The organism is Leeuwenhoekiella sp. W20_SRS_FM14 (assembly GCF_052119605.1).
Classification (GTDB): Bacteria; Bacteroidota; Bacteroidia; order Flavobacteriales; family Flavobacteriaceae; genus Leeuwenhoekiella.
Window position 1 is genome coordinate 68,047 of the sequence record NZ_JBGQOK010000009.1, and the last position, 21,098, is coordinate 89,144.

At 34.3% G+C, this 21,098-nt stretch carries 19 protein-coding genes; 14 read left to right on the plus strand and 5 right to left on the minus strand.

The features are described from left to right. Positions 1-3: 3 nt before the first annotated feature. Genes menD through ACEN25_RS14745 form a run of 3 tightly spaced genes read right to left on the minus strand, consistent with a single transcriptional unit; the run spans position 4 to position 3,296 of the window. The gene (gene menD / locus ACEN25_RS14735; RefSeq protein WP_441803568.1) at positions 4-1,719 is read right to left on the minus strand and encodes a 2-succinyl-5-enolpyruvyl-6-hydroxy-3-cyclohexene-1-carboxylic-acid synthase; all 1,716 of its coding nucleotides are present in this window, start codon (positions 1,717-1,719) and stop codon (positions 4-6) included. A gap of 30 nt (positions 1,720-1,749) precedes the next feature. Beyond that, a complete protein-coding gene (locus ACEN25_RS14740) occupies positions 1,750-2,868 on the minus strand; it encodes a chorismate-binding protein (RefSeq protein ID WP_441803569.1) in 1,119 nt (372 codons plus the stop codon). Positions 2,869-2,870: 2 nt separating this feature from the next. Beyond that, positions 2,871-3,296, minus strand: coding sequence for a PaaI family thioesterase (locus tag ACEN25_RS14745; RefSeq protein ID WP_441803570.1), 426 nt, complete (start codon positions 3,294-3,296; stop codon positions 2,871-2,873). Between the two features lie 90 nt (positions 3,297-3,386). On the opposite strand from ACEN25_RS14745, the gene ACEN25_RS14750 reads away from it, so the two are divergent. Both ACEN25_RS14750 and ACEN25_RS14755 read left to right on the plus strand, forming a co-directional pair. Further along, a complete protein-coding gene (locus tag ACEN25_RS14750) occupies positions 3,387-4,037 on the plus strand; it encodes an alpha/beta hydrolase (protein WP_441803571.1) in 651 nt (216 codons plus the stop codon). 267 nt (positions 4,038-4,304) lie between these two features. Continuing rightward, positions 4,305-5,036: a leucine-rich repeat domain-containing protein gene (locus ACEN25_RS14755; protein WP_441803572.1), complete on the plus strand. Its 732-nt coding sequence runs from the start codon at positions 4,305-4,307 to the stop codon at positions 5,034-5,036. Positions 5,037-5,605: 569 nt separating this feature from the next. On the opposite strand, the gene ACEN25_RS14760 is transcribed toward ACEN25_RS14755, so the two are convergent. Then, complete coding sequence (locus ACEN25_RS14760) at positions 5,606-6,628, minus strand: hypothetical protein (protein ID WP_441803573.1); 1,023 nt, start codon at positions 6,626-6,628, stop codon at positions 5,606-5,608. A 257-nt stretch (positions 6,629-6,885) separates the two neighbouring features. On the opposite strand from ACEN25_RS14760, the gene ACEN25_RS14765 reads away from it, so the two are divergent. From ACEN25_RS14765 to ACEN25_RS14780, 4 genes are all read left to right on the plus strand, one after another. Beyond that, the gene (locus tag ACEN25_RS14765) at positions 6,886-7,389 is read left to right on the plus strand and encodes an OmpH family outer membrane protein (RefSeq protein ID WP_441803574.1); all 504 of its coding nucleotides are present in this window, start codon (positions 6,886-6,888) and stop codon (positions 7,387-7,389) included. A 550-nt stretch (positions 7,390-7,939) separates the two neighbouring features. Beyond that, positions 7,940-8,458: an RNA polymerase sigma factor gene (locus ACEN25_RS14770; RefSeq protein WP_441803575.1), complete on the plus strand. Its 519-nt coding sequence runs from the start codon at positions 7,940-7,942 to the stop codon at positions 8,456-8,458. 31 nt (positions 8,459-8,489) lie between these two features. Next, positions 8,490-8,987, plus strand: coding sequence for a hypothetical protein (locus ACEN25_RS14775; protein ID WP_441803576.1), 498 nt, complete (start codon positions 8,490-8,492; stop codon positions 8,985-8,987). Between the two features lie 16 nt (positions 8,988-9,003). Continuing rightward, entirely contained in the window at positions 9,004-9,441 is a 438-nt protein-coding gene (locus ACEN25_RS14780) for a hypothetical protein (protein ID WP_441803577.1), read from the plus strand. 56 nt (positions 9,442-9,497) lie between these two features. Here ACEN25_RS14780 and ACEN25_RS14785 read toward each other — a convergent pair whose 3' ends face one another. Next, positions 9,498-10,547 carry a WD40/YVTN/BNR-like repeat-containing protein gene (locus ACEN25_RS14785; protein ID WP_441803578.1) on the minus strand — a complete coding sequence of 350 codons (1,050 nt, stop codon included), beginning with the start codon at positions 10,545-10,547 and terminating at the stop codon, positions 9,498-9,500. Positions 10,548-10,624: 77 nt separating this feature from the next. On the opposite strand from ACEN25_RS14785, the gene ACEN25_RS14790 reads away from it, so the two are divergent. From ACEN25_RS14790 to ACEN25_RS14825, 8 genes are all read left to right on the plus strand, one after another. Next, positions 10,625-11,842: an RsmB/NOP family class I SAM-dependent RNA methyltransferase gene (locus ACEN25_RS14790; RefSeq protein ID WP_441803627.1), complete on the plus strand. Its 1,218-nt coding sequence runs from the start codon at positions 10,625-10,627 to the stop codon at positions 11,840-11,842. Between the two features lie 187 nt (positions 11,843-12,029). Beyond that, on the plus strand, positions 12,030-15,692 hold the full coding sequence (purL, locus tag ACEN25_RS14795) for a phosphoribosylformylglycinamidine synthase (RefSeq protein WP_441803579.1): 3,663 nt from the start codon (positions 12,030-12,032) through the stop codon (positions 15,690-15,692). Positions 15,693-15,824: 132 nt separating this feature from the next. Continuing rightward, the gene (locus tag ACEN25_RS14800; RefSeq protein WP_441803580.1) at positions 15,825-16,079 is read left to right on the plus strand and encodes a hypothetical protein; all 255 of its coding nucleotides are present in this window, start codon (positions 15,825-15,827) and stop codon (positions 16,077-16,079) included. Positions 16,080-16,278: 199 nt separating this feature from the next. After that, complete coding sequence (locus tag ACEN25_RS14805) at positions 16,279-16,572, plus strand: hypothetical protein (RefSeq protein WP_441803581.1); 294 nt, start codon at positions 16,279-16,281, stop codon at positions 16,570-16,572. 189 nt (positions 16,573-16,761) lie between these two features. Continuing rightward, positions 16,762-17,244 (plus strand): hypothetical protein, encoded by a 483-nt coding sequence (locus tag ACEN25_RS14810; RefSeq protein ID WP_441803582.1) that lies wholly within the window; start codon positions 16,762-16,764, stop codon positions 17,242-17,244. An 862-nt stretch (positions 17,245-18,106) separates the two neighbouring features. After that, positions 18,107-18,436 carry a hypothetical protein gene (locus ACEN25_RS14815; RefSeq protein ID WP_441803583.1) on the plus strand — a complete coding sequence of 110 codons (330 nt, stop codon included), beginning with the start codon at positions 18,107-18,109 and terminating at the stop codon, positions 18,434-18,436. A 13-nt stretch (positions 18,437-18,449) separates the two neighbouring features. Continuing rightward, entirely contained in the window at positions 18,450-18,998 is a 549-nt protein-coding gene (locus tag ACEN25_RS14820) for a hypothetical protein (RefSeq protein WP_441803584.1), read from the plus strand. A 203-nt stretch (positions 18,999-19,201) separates the two neighbouring features. Then, entirely contained in the window at positions 19,202-20,971 is a 1,770-nt protein-coding gene (locus ACEN25_RS14825; RefSeq protein ID WP_441803585.1) for an AMP-dependent synthetase/ligase, read from the plus strand. The last annotated feature ends 127 nt before the right edge of the window (positions 20,972-21,098 follow it).

Genomic DNA, 21,098 nt, shown 5'->3' on the forward strand with positions numbered 1-21,098 from the left:
TTCCTAACGGATGTAACTAAAATAACCCAGTAGAATCTGATCATTCAACGTGCGAGGCGTTTTAATCTCAAGCAAACACGGAGCATCAGCTATGCTATAAAATTCTTCCTGAGCACGTTGCAGCTCTTCTTCTGAAGTAGCTGAAAAATAATGTATACCATACATCGCACATAAATGCGATGCATCAAGATTGTGTATGGTTTCAAAATACGTTTCAAATATAGCTGAAGTTTTATCTCCCGGTAATATTCTAAAAATACCGCCACCACTGTTATTGATAACAATAATCTTAAAATCCTTTGGCAGATAAGCATTCCACAACCCATTGCTATCATAAAAAAAACTGAGGTCGCCTGTGATTAAAGTTGTAGGTAGCTGGCTCCCTACTGCAGCTCCTACAGCTGTAGATGTGCTTCCATCTATACCACTGGTTCCTCTATTGCAATACACTTTTAGTGATTTATCTATATCAAATAATTGAACATAGCGCACGGTAGAGCTGTTGCCCAACTGCAATAAGCTATCTGGTCTCAATTTTGCCAGAAGTAGATCAAAAGCTTTAAAATCACACCAGCTCATTTCTTTAATATAATCTTGATGCAATACATCGCGGCGTGATCGTACTTGCAACCAGTCACTTTGATAGTTACTTTCGACAACTTGACTCTTATCTAAAAAATTAGCCCAAAAATAGTTTACAGGTACCTTAAAGTGTTTATTTAAACAGAAATAGGTGTCGTATGCTTTTTTAGGATCTACGTGCCAATGTTCTTTAGGTTGATAATTTCTAAGAAATGCCTTGATCTTTTTAGAGATGATCATTCCGCCCAGCGTGATTAATATCTCAGGCTGAAGATCTCTGAAACCCTCATCATCTAAAGATCCTATAATATTATCTGTACGCGTAAAGAAGTTAGGATGATGCGTATTTGAAGTTGTTTCAGTAAATACAAGTACGCTAGGGTCTGTACCCAGCTTGTCTAGAAACTGTTGTTCTATCGTATTAGGTTGTAAAACACCTATTAGTATGATTTTTCGCTTTGCGGCATTCCACTTGCTAATAAAAGGAGCTAGTTGATCCTGGCTGAGTACATCAGATTTAGACTCTGGTGCTACAATAATAGGATCTACCAGTTTTTGAGTTGTGGTATTATACAGTGGTTCATAAAATGGAACATTTATATGTACCGGACCTTGATTTACCAACGCTTCATTAAGTGCTTTATTTATTTCCTGCTGGTTATGCTTTGTGACTTCACGTTGTTTTTGAATAAGCTTTGGATCTGTAACTGCCTCATCAGGCACATATTCAGAATATAAATTTGCCGAATATAATATATGATTCTCAAAAACATTGCGCTGACGTATGGTTTGACCATCTCCTATATCTATACGCTCTATAGGACGATCTGCAGATATCACCACTAAAGGAATGTCACTATAATAGGCTTCAGAAATTGCCGGGTAATAATTAAGAACAGCACTACCAGACGAACAAACCACTGCTACAGGCTGTTGCAACTGCTGCGCTAATCCCAATGCAAAGAAGGCCGCAGAACGCTCATCAACTACACTATAGGTATGCATTTGAGGATGTTGTGTAAAGCCTATTGTTAGAGGCGCGTTACGCGAACCGGGGGATATTACAATATGATTCACGCCTTTTTCTAAACAAAGCAAAACCACAGATTGTGCGACGGGTATAGTAGAATAGTTCATTATATCAAAAATACAATAAAGGCTCAAGCCTTAAAGAATACTTGCAATGGTTTGTGCTTTATTTACCGTTTCTTCCCATTCATTAACTGCATCAGAATCTTTTGTAATACCACCACCTATATAAATTTCTGCGGTAGTATTTTTAAACTGCATACAACGCAAATTCACATACAGTTGTGTAGATTTAGTAAGCGTTTTATAGACCAGGTTTTCGACGTTTCGAGGATTTCTGCGTTTTGATTGATCTTTCAAAATATTTAATTCGCCTAAATAACCGGTATAAAACTCCCTATCGTAAGACTCTTGCTCTTTAATAAATTCTTTGGCTAAATCTCTAGGAAAACCACAAACTGCCGGTGTAGGATGCAATGCTGCAACAATATCTTTTATTGAAGTGTTTGTTGTGCTAAAGCTACCTGTAATACGTGTACGTAAATGCAATAAATTACCTGCACGATGATTCTCCCGCTCGTGTACTTTAAATTTCACCAGATTAAAAGGTTGTAATTTAGACACAATTTCATCGGTTACTAATTGTTGTTCATCTTGTTCTTTAGTACCCCATTCTACTTCTCTAGTGTCGTCTATGTAAGGCTGTGTTCCTGCAAGAGCCATAGTTTCAAAAGATCTTCCGTTTACAGAAACTAGCGTTTCTGGCGTAGCCCCCAACCAGGTTCCTACTTTAGGATGATGCCATAAATAAACGAAAGCGTTCTTATACGCTGCACCTAATTTTTTAAATAAAGTTAACGGTTCTAAATCTGGAGTTTCTATATTTTGCTTACGCGAAACCACAACTTTCTGAAGTTCGGTTTGTTTTATATATCTAATTGCAGCTGAAACTAAAGCGATATGTTCATTTTTTTCAAATTCTGAAGCTGTTTCCTTAATTGAAGCTTTTAAACTCATGTGACCAAAATCAAAATCAGCAACATAAATAGGTTCTCCAGGTATTAAAACAGTTGTTCTACTTGAATCAAAAGGAGCAAAAATAAAACCCTGCTCATCAAAATTAGTAACGGTATGTAGTGTATCATCATTTTGTAAGAGAACTCCTATATTATTAGTATTCGACTTTTTATATATAACAAAAGGAAGATTAGCAGTGTACTGATTTTCTACTAATTTTATAAGTTCAATTGCAGTCATACTTACTTTTTAGGCAGCGCAATGGTTGTAAGTTTAACAATAGAAATCAGTTGATCTGCTTCATTAGTAATACGTATTTCCCATAACTGAGTGGTGCGACCCTTATGTAAAAAGGTAGCTTTAGCATATACCATACCCTCAGCAATACTCTTAACATGATTCGCAGAAATTTCGATTCCCCTCACAAAAAAATTCTTGGCATCTAGAAACATAAAACTCGCCGCGCTTCCTACGCTTTCGGCCAGTGCTACCGAAGCACCGCCGTGTAAAACACCATCGGGCTGATGAACCTTAGCGGTTACTGGCATTGACGCAGTAAGAAAATTCTCTCCAATGTCTATGAATTTGATATCCATAGTTTCCATTAGCGTGTTTTTACAGATAGCATTGCATTTAGCAAGTGCTTCAGTCTTATCATTTAAATTCATGAACCTGTTCTATTTACTAGTGTCTGGCGCTCTAAAATCGTTTTTTAGATTTAGATTGATTTACTTTGTAAAGATACTTAAACCTCAAGGATGCACGAAGAAAAAACTGTAAGCTATACTACCCAAAACACCTATTACACGTTAAATACATTTACAGCAAAAACTAAAAAAATATGGCTTGTCTGTCACGGAATTGGCTATCTAAGCACCTATTTTTTAGATCATTTTAAACATCTTGATCCAGATGAGAATTATATAATTGCCCCGCAAGCACCTAGTAAATACTATCAGGATAAAAAGTATAAATATGTAGGTGCATCCTGGTTTACTCGTGTAAACACGCAACTAGAAATTCAGAATGTTACAAATTATCTTGATCAGGTTTACGTGCAGGAGATTAGTGATAAGTTACAAGGCCCTGTTAAACTTACCATTCTTGGATATTCTCAAGGAGTTTCTGCTGTAACCAGATGGTTAGCTCACGCTAAGGTTTACTGTGATAATCTAGTGCTACATTCGGGCTCTACTCCTAGGGAATTTCATTCAGAAACCTTCAAACACCTTAACCACACTAAAGTTTCCGTCATTTATGGTACAGAAGATATGTATTTATCATATTCTAAAATGATAGCTGAATTGAACTATCTAAAATCGATATTTAACAATAAACTCAACATAATACCTTTTAAAGGTAAGCACGAAGTTCACGAACCTACACTACTGCACTTATCTTTAACTTAGTACGAAGAGAACTCATTACAGATACAAAGTTCATGACAAAGTAGGAAAATACTTATTATTTAATTCGCATATAAATCTTTTTATGCTTTTCATCTGTTATAAAATATTTAGAATATGAATAAATCGGCACAACTTAGTGATTTTATACAAGTATATTATACATAAATATTATTGAATAAATTATTTTTGTGTATTTCATCGAATTATTGTGTACTTAAAAGATTAAGTGTAGTATATTTACGCTGTAGAACACAAAAAACCAAATATATGAAATCACTTATCACTTTTATTGCGGTTGCTTTTTTAAGTTTAAATGCTGTAGCTGAAGTAGCTACAACGCAAAAAGAAGCTTTGGTTGATTTGTATAATGCTACAAACGGTTCTGAATGGAACACTACATGGGATTTAACTGCAGATGTTTCTACCTGGTATGGTGTACGTGTAATAAATAATAATGTGGTAGGTCTTAACCTAAGTATGAATAACCTTAACGGTCAATTACCAGAATCTATAGGTAACCTTGAATCTCTAGTGACTTTAGAGTTATTCTTTAATAAAATTGATGGTACAATACCTAACTCTATAGGTAACCTTAAAAATCTTAAAGTATTAGTTCTTAACGGAAATATGCTTATTGGATCTTTACCAGATTCTTTATATAACCTGACTAAACTTGAGCAATTGATGTTAACCAGCAATAACTTAAGTGGTTCTATAAACAAAAATTTATCTAACCTTACTAATCTCCAGGTTTTAAATCTTTTTGATAATAATATTAATGGTCAATTTCCGGTTGCAGTTTTAAAATTGAATAATCTTAAAGAACTAAATCTTTCTAATAATAGTTTATACGGCGCTGTTCCTAAAGAACTATCTAAAATGAAAAATCTTACTTCTATCGCATTAGCTCAAAATAATTTTGATAAAAACACAGATGCTTTAGCTTATGATACTATTGGTGGCTCGACTACAAATTATAGTATTGCTTCTAACGAATAAATGATTTCCCCAAATCACAATTAGTTAAGTTGTTTAAAGCTCTGTCTATCGACAGGGCTTTTTTTATGTCTTTTTTAAAGCCCTCAACTACAATGCAGCCTTCCTCTTCTTTAATTAAACAATACTTAGCATACTAATCACAAGTAAAGAAACCTTGTAGAGTTCTAGCAAGAATTAATTGCTTTAGTAAAATTGCACTTTCAATATTTAAAGTTATAATAAGCCACAATGCTCAAACCTTTATCCTAGGATGCAAAGCAAGGTTATTACAAAGCTCTAAGTACGCTCTGAAGTTTTAAATCTAGATCCAGGCATAAATTTTAGCTATGTTATAATGCATCTTGTGCATCTAATTTAATAAACATAGATTTTAATATCTGCAAGGCTATAATTAGAAATCAGAAGTTTAACCTATTACTGGGTATGATAGGTTTTTTTGAAATAATACTAAATGAATCTTAAAGCTACCTGTTGGCGTCAAAAATATTCTTTGGTAATTTAGAAAAACCCGGCTCTAGTAGTAAAAAATTACCGGAAACACTTCGTTACATTCTTTTTTCAATAAGTCACTACTCTGCTACTTTCTGCTCTTTTATAGGTTTAACTACAAATGGCGTGAAAAAATCCCAGGTAAGTCCTATAGAAATTCGAGAGTAACTATCTACAAAGCGGTAATTATAATCATCATAACCAAAACTAAAGCGAGCCATAATTCCCAAATCTTTATCCCACGGATATAAAATAGCACTTGTCTCTGAGCGATAAATAGCTGCGGAAGGATGCACATCTGGGTGTAGCAGTATCTTTTGTCCCAGACTATAACGCATCCCTTTAAAATGATCTGTAAACTCATATTCGGCTTCTATTTGATGACGCCCATAAATTTTAATATCTTCAGGATTATAACCTCCAAACTGAAACATACCTAAAAAGCGGTTATGATATAATTGATAGGCCACTGTTAAGGAATGAGATTTTGAGGGGTAATTATTTTGATCAAATGTATTTATACGGTAGTTTAAAGAAAGTCGGGTTAGATTTGTTGAGAAATTACCCGATGATCGGTTTAAAAGCGCTGCCAGATCTGTATCGTCATCAATATTATCATACAATAATGCACTTTGTGGACTATTATCTTCAAATTCTGTACTAAATGCAGATTTACTCTGCCCGTTAGAATAATGACCAGACTCAATAGCTGCCGTTAAAAAATTATTTCGTTGTGTCTTAATGATAGATTGCCATCCTATAAATGCTTTATAAGAAGGCGTTTTAACGGGTTTAGAATTCTCATCATAAATTCTTAAATGCGGCTGTATACTTAAATAAATGGCATCACCTGCGACAATAGTATCTCTGTTTAAAGCTTCACGTATGTCATTATAAATACTATAATAAACAACAGGTTGTGCTTCAAGTAAAATTGTTTCATACGGATTATCGCCACTTCCCGCAGCTAAAAACGGGCGTTCAGATATAGGAAAGTAATCTTTAAAACCACTTCGCTCTTTAGTATTTTGTGCGTAATTAGTTTGTGTACTGCAACAGCTTATAAATACAATAAGCACGCTCAAGCGGAAATAAAAATTCATGATTTCTAGTTTAGGGATTTTAGATGGGGAAATATAAAATTAATTAACAGACTAATCAAAAGTAAATGAGTCTTATTAGAACCTCCAACCCTATTTTTATTGCATTAAATGAAATTTTAAGATAGAGATTGAAACAAAAGAATTCTAATAACGTCTTTGTGGTACAACTTGTGATTAATTAAAACCTTATAAAACCAATCACTTCAGAAGAAATACTTTAAATATCTGTATTTTTACTACATAATCAAGTTCCCCTTATGAAACATGCGTTTTTAATACTTTTAGTATTTACAGGCCTAACCGGCAGTATTTGTGCTCAGGGCACCGTTGCCCATATTAATATGGAAGAGCTCATAAAAATTATGCCCGAAAGTAAACAAGCCGAGGCAGAACTTAATCGCCTCAACCAGGCTTATCGCGCAGATTTTGAAACCTCATATAGAGAATATCAGGCAAAATATGTAAAATTTGAAGATGAGGCCTCTACTCTTTCTCCTACCGAAACAGCAAAGCGTAAAGGAGATCTTGAACTTATTGAACGTAACCTTGCACAATCTCAACAAAACATAGATAAACAACTTGCTGAAAAACGAGAACTATTGTTTGCACCTATTCGTGAAAAAGCAAAAGAATTAGTTACAAAACTTGCAGACAATCAAGGCTTTTTATATGTTTTAGATTCAGCAGCCTCAAACGGACTCATAATGGCAAAAGGTAAAGACTTAATGCCTGAAGTTAAAAAAGCAATAGGAGTAAAATAAAAATTCTAAACGAGACAAAGAAAAAACTTTTGTACTACTCTAGCTATGTAGCTAATCGATACCAAATTTTCAGAAATAAAAAAGCCATATTTTTAATTAAATATGGCTTTTTTTAATAATGTAATTAATCTAGTCGGGAAAAATAACAGAAACAATTAAATCAACTTTTATACTTGGGGCAAAAAAGGGATTTTAAACGGTTTAACTAATTACATTAATTGGAATTAACATTCTAAAACTACTTACTTTCTTACTCAAATATAAGATCAATTTATATACAAAACAATATTAAATTGCATTTTAACCTCAAATAAATGCACTTTAACGTGTTTTAATTACCGCAGTTTATCAATTATTAAATTCACAAACACTTCTTACGTATTCTAATTCACTAACAAATAAAGAATTACGCATAACAAAAAACATATTAAACAACCTTGACTTATAATTTTATCTTAATTTAAATTAAAGCGTTAAACCTTTTAAATAAAGTAAAGTCTTAATAAGAGCAAATACTAAGTTTAGTTTGCGAAACAAAGCTTAAGAGAAATTGAGTACCAAAACATTAAATCAAGTTTCGATCAAATTTGAAGATCTGGTCAGCGAATACAAAGAGCGTTTGTATTGGCATATAAGACGTATGGTTGTATCTCACGAAGATGCAGATGATGTTTTGCAGAATACATTTATCAAAGTATATAAAAACTTAGACACATTTAATGGTGATAGTCAGGTTTATACCTGGCTTTACCGCATTGCTACAAATGAGAGTTTGACATTTATAAATAAACGAAAGCGTACTACACATTTAAGTAGTGAAGATTTTCAGGAAAGTCTTATAACAAATCTTACGAGTGATCCTTATTTTAATGGTGATGAAGCTCAATTAAAATTACAACAAGCTATAGATACCTTACCTGCTAAGCAAAAACAGGTATTTATAATGAAATATTATGACGAATTACAATACAATGAGATTTCAGAAATTTTAGGCACTTCTGAAGGTGCATTAAAAGCCAGTTATCATCATGCTGTTAAAAAAATCACAGATTATGTAACTGGTATTTAAACCTTTTAATTCAATTAAAGTCTAAAAAACAATGAAAAGCAAGAGTAACCATAGCGAGCAATTTAGAGTCCCAGACGAATACTTCAAATCGTTTGATGATCGTCTATTTACAGAACTTAAATTTCAACAGCTTTTCCCTATTAAAGTAAATCCGTTCACGGTACCTCAGGGTTACTTTGAAGCTGTAGAATCAACCATTATAAATAAAAACAAGCCTCAGGGAAAACTAATCAATTACGATTTCCAAACCGTTACAAAAGCTTTTGTAGCACTTGCAGCCGTTGTTGCCTTAATTTTTTATGTGATAAACCCTATAACAACTAACGAAGATTTTGATTCACTTTCTGTTTCAAGTATTGAAAGTTATCTAATAGATCAGGATCAATTACCCTATTACTTTTCTGATGAAGAATTAACCAATATCGAAGATAACACTTCAATTTTTGACACACAGATTGAAAATGATGAAGTGATTTATGATTATGTAGATCAGGATATTATTGCAAATTCCTGGAATGCAGATCAGTAAACAAAAACCAATAACTATGAAGAATTTAATTGTAATAATAGGATTATTTATAGGCTTTGCAACCTTTGCTCAAAACGATCGCCATGATCGTATAAAAGCCTTAAAAGTCTCTTTTTTAACAGAAGAATTAGAACTTACTCCAGCTGAAGCAGAAAAATTCTGGCCTATTTACAATATTTACGACAAGAAGATGGATGATTTGCGTAATAGAGAGCGTGCATTGTTCAAACAAAAATATGGTTCTGCAGGGGCAAAAAACAATTTTTCTGAAGCTGAAGCAAATAAGTTAGTTATAGAATATAATGATATTATAGAAAAGCGTTATGAGCTAGATAGCAGATTAATGTCTGATTTAACCAAAAAGCTACCTGCGTCAAAAATGGTATTTCTACCTGAAGTTGAACATAAATTCGGTAAAAAACTCTGGGAAGAATATCGTAAAAGGAAAAAGTAAGATTAGAATCTAAGTTTAAAAAAGTCTGTTTACTTGAAGTAAACAGACTTTTTGTATTAGCGCTTAAATTTCAACTTGGCAACCCTATTTGTACCGGCTGCAAAAGCAGTGCTATCATTAACAAAACGTAGGGTAAAAAATCCTTCAGTACTCAAATTCTGCCAGGTCAGTCCTTGATCGCTGGTATAATCTATACCCTCAAAACCTATAGCAACAATCTCCTGCCCATTTGTATTGGGTACAAATTGCACGCAACTTCTATAACCGGGATCCTTTGAATCTGCGATTAAATTCCATGTTTTGCCTCCATCTTTTGTAAGTGCTTTATTTGCTGTATTACCCTTAGGATTGGTATAGTCACCTCCCATAATTATACCCGTATGTTCATCATAAAAATCTATTGAATATCCACCCGTAGTTGCAATACCCTGCACAATGGGAGTTTTAAATACCTCCCAGGTTTTACCTTTATCTGCAGTATGTATTACATTAGATTCAGTACCTCCCGTAATTATCCAGGCGTGATCCTTATAAACGGCGATATTGCTATTACTAGCTGCAAAAGCAGCTTCTCCTTCTGCTACACCGGGAAGCTCTGAGCAGTCAACTTTTGTCCAGCTGTTGCCACCATCTCGGGTTACTAGTATTGAAATACAATTTTGAGTAGGGTCACCCATTGCAATCCCCTCTTTATCGTTCCAGAAAATCATAGAATCATAGAAAGCTTTGGGATCATCTTCCCTATATACGACTTCCATACCCGTATCACCTGTTTTAAAAAGCAATGCAGGACTTTCAATACTCAACATAAAAAAGTCTTCCGCCGTATGTGCTACAGCTCTAAAATTAGGTATTAAACTATCTTGTTTTAGCACCCCGGTATTCCAGGTTTGGGTATTAAAATCATATAACCCGTATTTACCGTTAGAGCCTGCAAATGCAAGACTGCCATCATTAAGTATATCTATTGCGCGTATACTTACAGAGTCACTATAAATAGTCTCAATTTCAACATGTTTTATAGGGCTCAATTTTTCCGTTTTTTCTTCGGAATTCTTACAACTCGAAAGAATAATCAAAGTAAGAATTGTAATATAAAGTCTCATATTCTAAAATTTAGGGAAATTTAAAACTATTCGCCTTTAAACCTGTACCTTTGCCCACATTTTTAAATACACTTTTTATGCGTTTACACCGCAATCTGGTTTTCGCCGTCGTTGATGGTCTTATCGAAATTTTTAACGAAGGCAGCTATGCCGATAAAGTTATATCAAAACAACTTAAGCGTGATAAACGCTGGGGATCTCGTGATCGTAGTTTTGTAGCAGAAACAACTTATGATATCGTAAGATGGAAACGTCTCTACGCAGAAATTGCAGAAGTTAAGGAACCCATAGACCGAAAGGATATCTGGCGCATGTTTGCCGTATGGTGTACCCTAAAAGGTATTAAATTACCAGATTGGCCACAGTTTGAAGACACGCCTACCCGTCGTATAAAAGGTAGATTTGATGAACTTTCTAAAATTAGAAAACTGCGTGAGTCTATTCCAGATTGGTTAGATGAATTAGGTGAGAAAGAATTAGGCGATAAATGGGATGTTGAGATCGCTTCTTTAAATAAGCAAGCTCCTGTAGTGCTTCGCGCTAATCGTCTTAAAGGAGATATAGATACACTTAGAGCTGCTTTAGTTGAAGAAGGTCACGAGACCGAAACTCTTAAAGCCTATCCAGATGCTTTACAACTGCAGGAGCGCGGAAATGTATTTGCTACAGAAGCTTTTAAAAATGGCCTCTTTGAAGTTCAGGATGCATCTTCTCAACTGGTAGGACCCTATTTAGGGGTAGAACCGGGTATGCGTGTAGTAGACGCGTGCGCGGGTGCAGGTGGGAAAACACTACATCTAGCTGCTCAAATGGATAATAAAGGTCAATTAATTGCCTTAGATATCTACGCTAATAAATTAAAAGAATTAAAGCGCAGAGCACGTCGTGCCGGAGCTCATAATATAGAAACCCGCACTATAGACAGTACTAAAGTTATTAAAAAATTATACAACTCTGCAGATCGTTTACTTATAGATGCACCTTGTACAGGTCTTGGTGTTCTAAGTCGTAACCCGGATGCAAAATGGAAATTGCAACCAGATTTTGTTGCAAAAATTCAGGAAACACAACAGGCACTTCTAGTAGATTATTCAAGAATAGTAAAACCGGGTGGGAAAATGGTCTATGCGACCTGCTCAATTTTACCTTCTGAGAATCAAGAACAAGTAAAAAAATTCTTGAAAACTGAAGAAGGAAGAGAATTTAAAATTGAAAAGCAAAAAACAATCCTATCTAGCGAAAGCGGCTACGACGGATTTTATATGTGCTTAATGGTAAAGAAAGATAAAGCTTAATTTTAAGCAATGCTTAAACTTTAAAAGCCTCTTGGAAAAATCTAAGAGGCTTTTTGATTTTTAATTAAATAGAATACTTGTAGGTTATCAACATTAATCAATTAAATTCTGTTGAATTTCTTTAAAATCTTAGGCTAGTCTAAAGGTCAAAAATCACTAAATTTGTCGCTTCTTTAGCAAAAGCACTATGATTCATTTTTTCGGTTCACAAGAAACCAAAATTTTCGCAGTTCAAACTAATAATGAACTTTCTCAAGAAGATATAAACAAGCTTAACTGGCTTTTTGGCAACCAGCCTAAAATACAAGCGTCTACTTTAGACGCTTTTTTTATTGGTCCACGGGCTACAATGATAACCCCCTGGAGTACAAATGCAGTTGAGATTACTCAAAATATGGGTATTGAAGGCATCATACGTATTGAAGAGTTTGTTGCTGGTAAAGCAGATTTTGACCCTATGCTTTCTCAGGAATATGCAAGTCTGGGTCAGGATGTATTTACAATAAATATTGAACCCGAGTCTATATTGCATATTGAAGATATTGCAGCATTCAATCAGCAAGAGGGTCTTTCCTTAAATGAGGAAGAAGTAGCTTATCTTGAAGGTGTGGCAACGCGCATAGGTCGCCCTCTTACAGATTCTGAAGTTTTTGGCTTTAGCCAGGTAAATTCTGAGCATTGCCGTCACAAAATTTTTAACGGTACGTTTGTGATAGATGGTGAGGAGATGCCTACTTCGCTTTTTAAAATGATACGCAAGACTTCCGCAGAAAACCCTAACGAAATCGTTTCTGCTTACAAAGATAATGTCGCTTTTATTAGTGGTCCCAAAGCAACCCAATTTGCTCCTAATACCGCAGATAAACCCGATTATTATACCGAAAAAGAATTTGATAGTGTACTGTCACTAAAAGCAGAAACCCACAACTTCCCTACTACTGTAGAGCCTTTTAATGGTGCTGCAACCGGTGCCGGTGGAGAAATTCGGGATCGTCTGGCTGGTGGTCAGGGATCATTACCGCTGGCAGGAACTGCAGTTTATATGACTGCATATTCCCGATTAAAGGCAGAATCTCCACGCGATTGGGAAGATGGTATGCCAGCACGAAAATGGTTGTATCAAACACCTATTGATATTCTGATAAAAGCTTCTAACGGAGCTTCAGACTTCGGAAACAAATTTGGTCAACCCCTTATTGCAGGTTCTGTTTTAACTTTTGAACATGAAGAAGGTGGTCGAAGACTTGGTTATGATAAAGTGATTATGCAAGCCGGTGGAATAGGTTATGGTAAAAAGAATCAAGCTTTAAAAGAGAAACCGCAAACCGGAGATAAAATTGTAATTCTGGGTGGTGATAACTACCGTATAGGGATGGGCGGTGCCGCAGTTTCTTCTGCAGACACAGGTGCCTTTAGTTCAGGTATCGAATTGAATGCTATTCAGCGCTCTAATCCAGAAATGCAAAAACGAGCTGCAAATGCTATTCGTGGCATGGTAGAAAGTGATGAAAATACCATTGTTTCTATTCACGATCACGGTGCCGGTGGTCACTTAAACTGTCTTTCTGAACTGGTTGAAGAAACCGGTGGTTTAATTGATCTAGATAAACTTCCCGTGGGTGACCCTACTCTTTCAGCTAAAGAAATTATAGGTAATGAGTCGCAAGAACGTATGGGTCTTGTTATAGGTGCTCAAAATGCTGAAACATTAAAACGCATCGCAGATCGCGAACGTTCTCCTATGTATGAAGTAGGAGATGTAACCGGTGATCATCGCTTTACATTTAAATCTAAAACTACAGGTGAAAAACCTATGGATTTAGAAATGAATGATATGTTTGGAAGTTCGCCAAAAACTATAATGACCGATTCAAAAATCAGTCGGGTTTATGATGATGTTTCCTACTCGCTAGAGCATTTTCACGACTATTTAGAAAATGTATTGCAGCTGGAAGCTGTTGCTTGCAAAGACTGGTTAACGAATAAAGTTGATCGTTGTGTGGGTGGTAGAGTTGCAAAACAACAATGCGTAGGTAGTTTACAAATTCCACTGAATAATGTGGGAGTAATGGCCCTCGATTTTAACTCTAAAAATGGTGTAGCAACTTCAATAGGTCACTCGCCTGTAAGTGGTTTAATAAACCCCGTTGCAGGAAGTAAAAATAGTATTGCAGAAGCACTTACAAATATTATTTGGGCACCACTTGAAAAAGGTTTAAAATCGGTTTCACTATCTGCAAATTGGATGTGGCCGTGTAATAATGAAGGAGAAGATGCGCGTTTATATGAAGCGGTACAAGCTGTTTCTGAATTTGCCATAGACCTGGGAATTAATATTCCCACCGGTAAGGATTCGCTTTCTATGAAGCAGAAATATCCTGATGGTGATGTGATTGCTCCCGGAACAGTTATAATATCTGCAGCCGGAACTTGCAGTGATATAAATAAGGTTATCGAACCTGTTTTACAACACGGTGAAGGGGCTATCTACTACATCAATTTATCTCAGGATGATTTTAAATTAGGAGGATCTAGTTTTGCTCAAATTCAGAATAAAATTGGTACTCAGGCGCCATCTATTCAAGACAATCTAGCGTTCGCGAAAACATTTGATGTTATTCAGGATTTGATTAAAAAGGATCAGATCGTTGCCGGGCACGATGTTGCATCTGGCGGACTTATAACCACACTTTTAGAATTGTGTTTTGCTGAAAATAACTTAGGTGCATCTATAGACCTGACTGCTTTTGAAGAGAAAGATTTAATAAAAATACTTTTTGCTGAAAATGCAGGTATTGTATTTCAGGCAGCTAAAGATGCAGATGTTGAATCTATTTTGACTGAAAATAATATTGCTTTTTTCAATATAGGTACAACTACTGAAACTGCAGATTTAGAACTTAAAAAAGATACTATAGAACTAGGACTGAATATCCCTTCTTTACGTAGAAGATGGTTTCAAACTTCGTATCTATTAGATCAGCAACAAACTGCTAAGGGACTTGCAGGAGCGCGCTTTGCAAATTTTGACAGACAGGATTTAAAATATACATTCCCAAAACAATTCACAGGTAAAAAACCTGTAATCGATGCTACAAGACCGCGCCCCAAAGCAGCAATTTTGCGCGAGAAAGGATCGAATTCTGAACGCGAAATGGCTAACGCTATGTATCTCGCCGGTTTTGATGTAAAAGATGTACATATGACCGATTTGATTACCGGTCGTGAAACACTTGAAGACATTCAGTTTATAGGTGCTGTGGGTGGTTTCTCAAATTCAGATGTTTTAGGATCTGCTAAAGGCTGGGCTGGTGCATTTTTATACAACGAGAAAGCCAATACTGCTCTTAAGAATTTCTTTGCGCGACCAGATACCCTTTCGGTAGGTATTTGTAACGGTTGCCAGCTTTTTGTAGAGCTTGATTTATTAAATCCAGAGCACGTGCAAAAACCAGTTATGCAGCATAACGACTCTAATAAGCATGAAAGCGGTTTTACCAGTGTCACTATAGCAGAAAATGATTCGGTGATGTTATCTACGCTTTCTGGAGCTACATTGGGCGTATGGATTTCTCATGGTGAAGGAAAATTTAATTTACCACTTGATGAAGAGAACTATAAAATTGTAGGTAAATACGGGTACGATGCGTATCCTGCAAACCCTAACGGAAGTAGCTACAACACGGCAATGATGACTGATAAAACCGGTCGTCACTTAGTAACGATGCCACACATAGAACGTTCTATCTTTCAATGGAACTGGGCAAATTATCCAAAAGGACGTAAAGACGAAGTAAGCCCCTGGGTTGAAGCTTTTGTTAATGCACGCAAGTGGATTGAAAAGCAATAAAACATTAGTTAAATTGTTAAAAAAGGCTCTGGTAAAATTTTATCAGAGCCTTTTTTTTAAGCTTTTTCGTTATTTGTAATACTTTAAAACATCAAAACCCAATAAATTATAAAAGAAATTTATAATTTACTAATGACTACTGAATCTGAAACCAAATTTTATTTTGCAAAATTTAAATATTCAGAATCAGAAAATCTCGATTTAAATAAATTTTCAAGAACCTTAACTTATTACAATCAGGCAGGTAAAAAATTAACTTCCTCTTATTTTAATTCAGGCAATTTTTTAGCTGGAATTCATTACAATAATTTGAATACTAGTAAAGATGAATTAATTACATCTAAAGCCAATGCTCCCATGGAAGACTGTATATTAAAACCTATGTAAAATATACAGATTGGTATAAACTAATTGATGGTGAATATCGGTATACTCATACCACTTCTGATATTGCAAGTAGAAAAATCTGTTCAACAGCTGGATCACCAGGAGAACCTTTTTTTGAAGGTAGCGGCAGCGTAAGTAACAATGGCAATACTAATAACAGTACTTGTTATGAGAATTAAAAAATGAATGTGGAGGATGTATGGTAGAATTTAATGATGAAATTTATGATGATAAAACAGATAATCAACTGACTAGAAAAGCTGATTGTGTTTACCAAAAAATGGTTGACAATAAAAACAATATTAATTGGATTCTTGAAAACTTTAATGATGGAGATACTCCTTCTCAATTTAATTTAAGGCTTGTAATGTCAACAACGCTTGGCAATGAAACAAATGCCAGCACTATAAAATCTGGAAATACTTTCATACTTAAAATCAATGCAAATATTTTATCTAACAGAACTACGTGCGAAAGGCTTAAAGCAATTTGATAATGGACAACACACAGACCAATTTGATGATGATATGGCGTGGTAAGGTTTAGCGAATATTGTTGACGCAAATAATAGGCCTAATAAAATTTACACGGAAGCGTGGAAAAAATAAACAGATACTGAACAAAATAGTATTAAGAATACTATTGCAAATGAGAAAAGTAATGGAAATAACACCTGTGTAAAATGAGAAAATACATTTTTATAGTTACATCTCTTTTGTTCTTAAGTTCCTATTCTCAGTCTAGGAAAAATATTTATTTTTTAATTGATAGAAATGATACATTAATCAAAAAACAGATTGCTACTCAAACAAATGAATACGAAGGATATCGAATAATTGATGAGACGAGAATTGTAAAAACAAGTAGAAGATCTTTTAGAGAAAAACCAAAAGATAAAGTTTTAAAAAAAGGTGAAATTTGGATTTCAGAGGGTGATGATGTTGAATATGAAACATTTGCTTCTTATTCATTTTCTTTTAATAGAAAAGTGGATACTATCATCTCAAAAACGTATTTCGATAGTTTGTCAATAATTAATGACAGGAGAAAATTTTTAGATACTATTAAAATAGAAAATATATTTAATTTGAATTACATATTTATTGAACCAAAAAATTGCAACGAATTCATTATGAGACAAGCAGAGGTTTTAACCTTTGAATAAATGTAAGCCATAACAGTCTATAGGAATAGGATGTTCAAAAGTCCTAAACCATTTTTACTCTTTTTACTTTTAAGCTGCAATTTCTTTTAGTAAGAATCTGGAAAGAAATGGATGTCTATCGAGTATGTTAGTTGTTAAAAAATATAACAAATGAAAAAACTAAGGGTAGCAAGCTGTGTGAATAAGATAATCCTTTTAATGTTTTTTTTGGCCACACCTTTTTTTTCATACGGTCAAAAAAATCAATATTTGCTCTTCGACATTTGTAATGATAGTATTTTTACTAGCGGAGATATGAAATATTATAATATCGACGATAATCTTTTTAAAATAAACAGATATCAACAAATTGATACAATTTCTAGGGAAGAGTTTGGTAAATTTTACCACAGTTGACAACCTATGGGATAAGGGTAAAAAATTGTTTCTTGAAATTAGTATTAAGAAGAATAGAATGTTAGAAACTAAAAATCAAGCCTTTTGAACATATTTTTGTCATTGAGAAGCTTCAAAATAATAAATTCAAAAGAACCCGGGTTTGGTGGATAGATTATTAATAAACTTTTATAATACTAATGAATTTTAATTTAGCTACCTAACACAGAATAGGATCTATTTTATATTAAATAAGCGGAGTGTTCTAACAGAGCCTTTAATAAATAATGTAAATCACTTTACTGCTGGGCATCATTGTTTATGTCAAATACCTCTACAAAGAGTATATCGGCATAACAACTAGTTTATATACCTTTCGACAATAACGGGACAAGCTGATCCTGATTTTCCAGAACTATTTGATGCTTTTATAGATTATAATAGAACTTCCCCAACTGCTAATCTTAACAAAACTCAACACGAATTAATGAATGATTTTATCAATGAAATGGCCACATCATTATCTGCTTACGGTAATTTGGCAGGATATAATTTACCCTTTTCGTATTACAAAAAATTATGCTATTCTGGAGATATATTAGCTTCCTCAACTTTTAAAAATGCCTATCCTGAATATCTCAATTCTGCAGATCGGACAAATAATTCCTGGAATAGAAATCCTGAGTTTATAGAAATTCTTTATTCTGTTTTAAGCGAACAAAACAACACAACACAAACTTATACATTTCCTGATGCCACAACTTTCACAGCAACACCACAAGGCAAACCTGTTTCATTGGTATTTCCTTGTAATTAGTGTAATTTTCATATTGATCCAGACTTCTTGTGGCTCTATAAAAAACTCAAAAAGTAACAACTTCAATATTAGATTATTAATAGCTCTTGAGGTTGATTTTCATGAGGCAGACAATATTAAGTTTATTGATACTTTTTCTAATTCTAAAGAATTTAAAAGCTATTTGAAAGATAAAATGTTTGAGAAGGAACCGAAATTATCTTATCCAAATCCATTTTATTCCAAAAGTCAGGCTATAGCTTTGTTCAAAGGATCAAATGGTACTTATCTAATAAATCAACTCAATCAGTCAGATGGTTCTTTAGAAAAATATTTTCCTGAAGAAAAAATAAATTTACTTTTTAAGTATGATGATGATGATGGCGAAAATAATCAAAATAGGGATTTTGAATATAAGTCAAGTAAACAAATAAAAATCACAAAACCAGTCATTTCGATGGATGGGAAACTTGCGCTTATTTGGTATAGCACATACTTTATAGGTGATGGTCACACAGGTATTCATATGTTTGAAAAAATTGAAGGAAAATGGATGCTCTCGAACGTAAGAGAATTGTATTAATCTTGAAAAGCTGTTAGTATTTTTAAATGTATTGGATCAATAAATGCAGGGTACATAGATGCACAATATAATCCTATGAAGAGCTTAGTCTAAAAATCTATGCTATTTTGATATTCGTATTACAACGTTGTAATTTTTTTTAAAAACGTAGAATATAGTGGTCAAATTTCCTATTTTGCAAGATAAACCCTATAAGACAATTTATGGAACCTAAACGTCTCTTTGACTTCCCATACTACCAGCTTGAGAAGTATAAACTAGAAAAAGCTCTAGTAACTAAATACAATGGGGAGTGGGTAGCTACAACTACACAATCCTATATAGATCAGGCAAATGCGATAAGCCGTGGTCTTTTAAAACTAGGCGTAAAACCTAACGATAAAATTGCCGTAATCTCTTCTTCAAACCGTACTGAATGGAATATTATGGACATTGGTATTCTGCAATTAGGTGCTCAAAATGTACCAGTATATCCTACAATTTCAGAAGAAGAATATGAGTATGTACTCAATCACAGTGAATCGAGCTATTGTTTTGTTTCAGATAAAGAAGTTTTAGATAAACTTAATGCCATTAAAGATAATGTTCCCTCTTTGAAGGGTATTTATTGTTTTGATACCATTGAGGGATGTCCAAACTGGGAAGAAGTAAAAGAGGCAGATACCCAATTGCAACCGGAGGTAGAAAAATTGAAAGATGCTGTTAGTGAAGATGATCTTGCTACTTTAATATATACTTCAGGAACCACGGGTAAGCCTAAAGGGGTTATGTTGAGTCATAAAAACGTTGCTTCAAATGCGCTAAACAGTGCAAGCCGCTTTCCTATAATTCCTGGTAAAAGTCAGGCATTGAGCTTTCTTCCGGTATGTCATATTTATGAGCGTATGCTAATGTACCTTTACCAATATAGCGGTGTTAGTATCTATTTTGCAGAAAGTTTAGAAACTATAAGTGAAAACCTAAAAGAGGTTAAGCCAGAAGTAATGACGGCTGTACCACGCCTTTTAGAAAAGGTATATGATAAAATTATCGCAAAGGGAGCCGATTTAACAGGCGTTAAGAAAAAGCTGTTTTTCTGGGCTGTAGAACTTGGTTTAGAATATGAGCCTTATGGTCAAAATGGCTGGTGGTATGAGCAGAAGCTTGCCCTTGCCCGTAAATTAATTTTTAGCAAATGGCAGGAAGCATTAGGTGGAAACTTAAAAGTAATTGCTTCAGGTAGTGCTGCTTTACAACCCAGACTGGCGCGTGTATTTAATGCGGCAGACATTGCAGTTATGGAAGGTTACGGTCTAACCGAAACTTCTCCGGTAATTTCTGTAAACGATATGCGTAATGAAGGTTTTAAAATAGGAACCGTAGGAAAACCTATTCCGCAGACTGAAGTGAAAATCGCCGAGGATGGTGAGATTCTAATTAAAGGTCCGCAAGTAATGATAGGCTATTATAAAGACACTGAGAAAACAGATGAAGTTTTGATAAACGGTTATTTTCATACCGGTGATATAGGAGAAATTGACACTCAGGGTTTCTTAAAAATTACAGATCGTAAAAAGGAAATGTTTAAAACAAGCGGCGGTAAATATGTAGCACCACAACTCATTGAAAATGCAATGAAGCAATCTCGCTTTATCGAGCATATTATGGTTGTAGGTGAAGGCGAGAAAATGCCTGCTGCATTCATACAGCCTAACTTTGAATTTGTGACCGAATGGGCAAAAAAGAAAGGCATTGATATAGGTACTACTAAAAAAGACTTAGCTACAAATCCTGAAGTAATTAAACGTATTCAAGAAGATGTAGACTTATATAACGAGAAGTTTGGTAAATGGGAACGTATTAAGAAAATTGAACTTACTCCAGATGAATGGAGTATAGACTCAGGCCACCTTACTCCTACGATGAAACTTAAAAGACGTATTGTGAAACAAATGTATATTGATCAATACAACAAAATTTACGAACATAATTAATTGAAAAACTCCTTAGAAATAAGGAGTTTTTTTATGAATATACCGTTCTCCTAACATATGATATGTTAATCTCGTAAAATTTATTAGATTTATTATGCACGCATAGTATTATTTTTTTAACTTTACG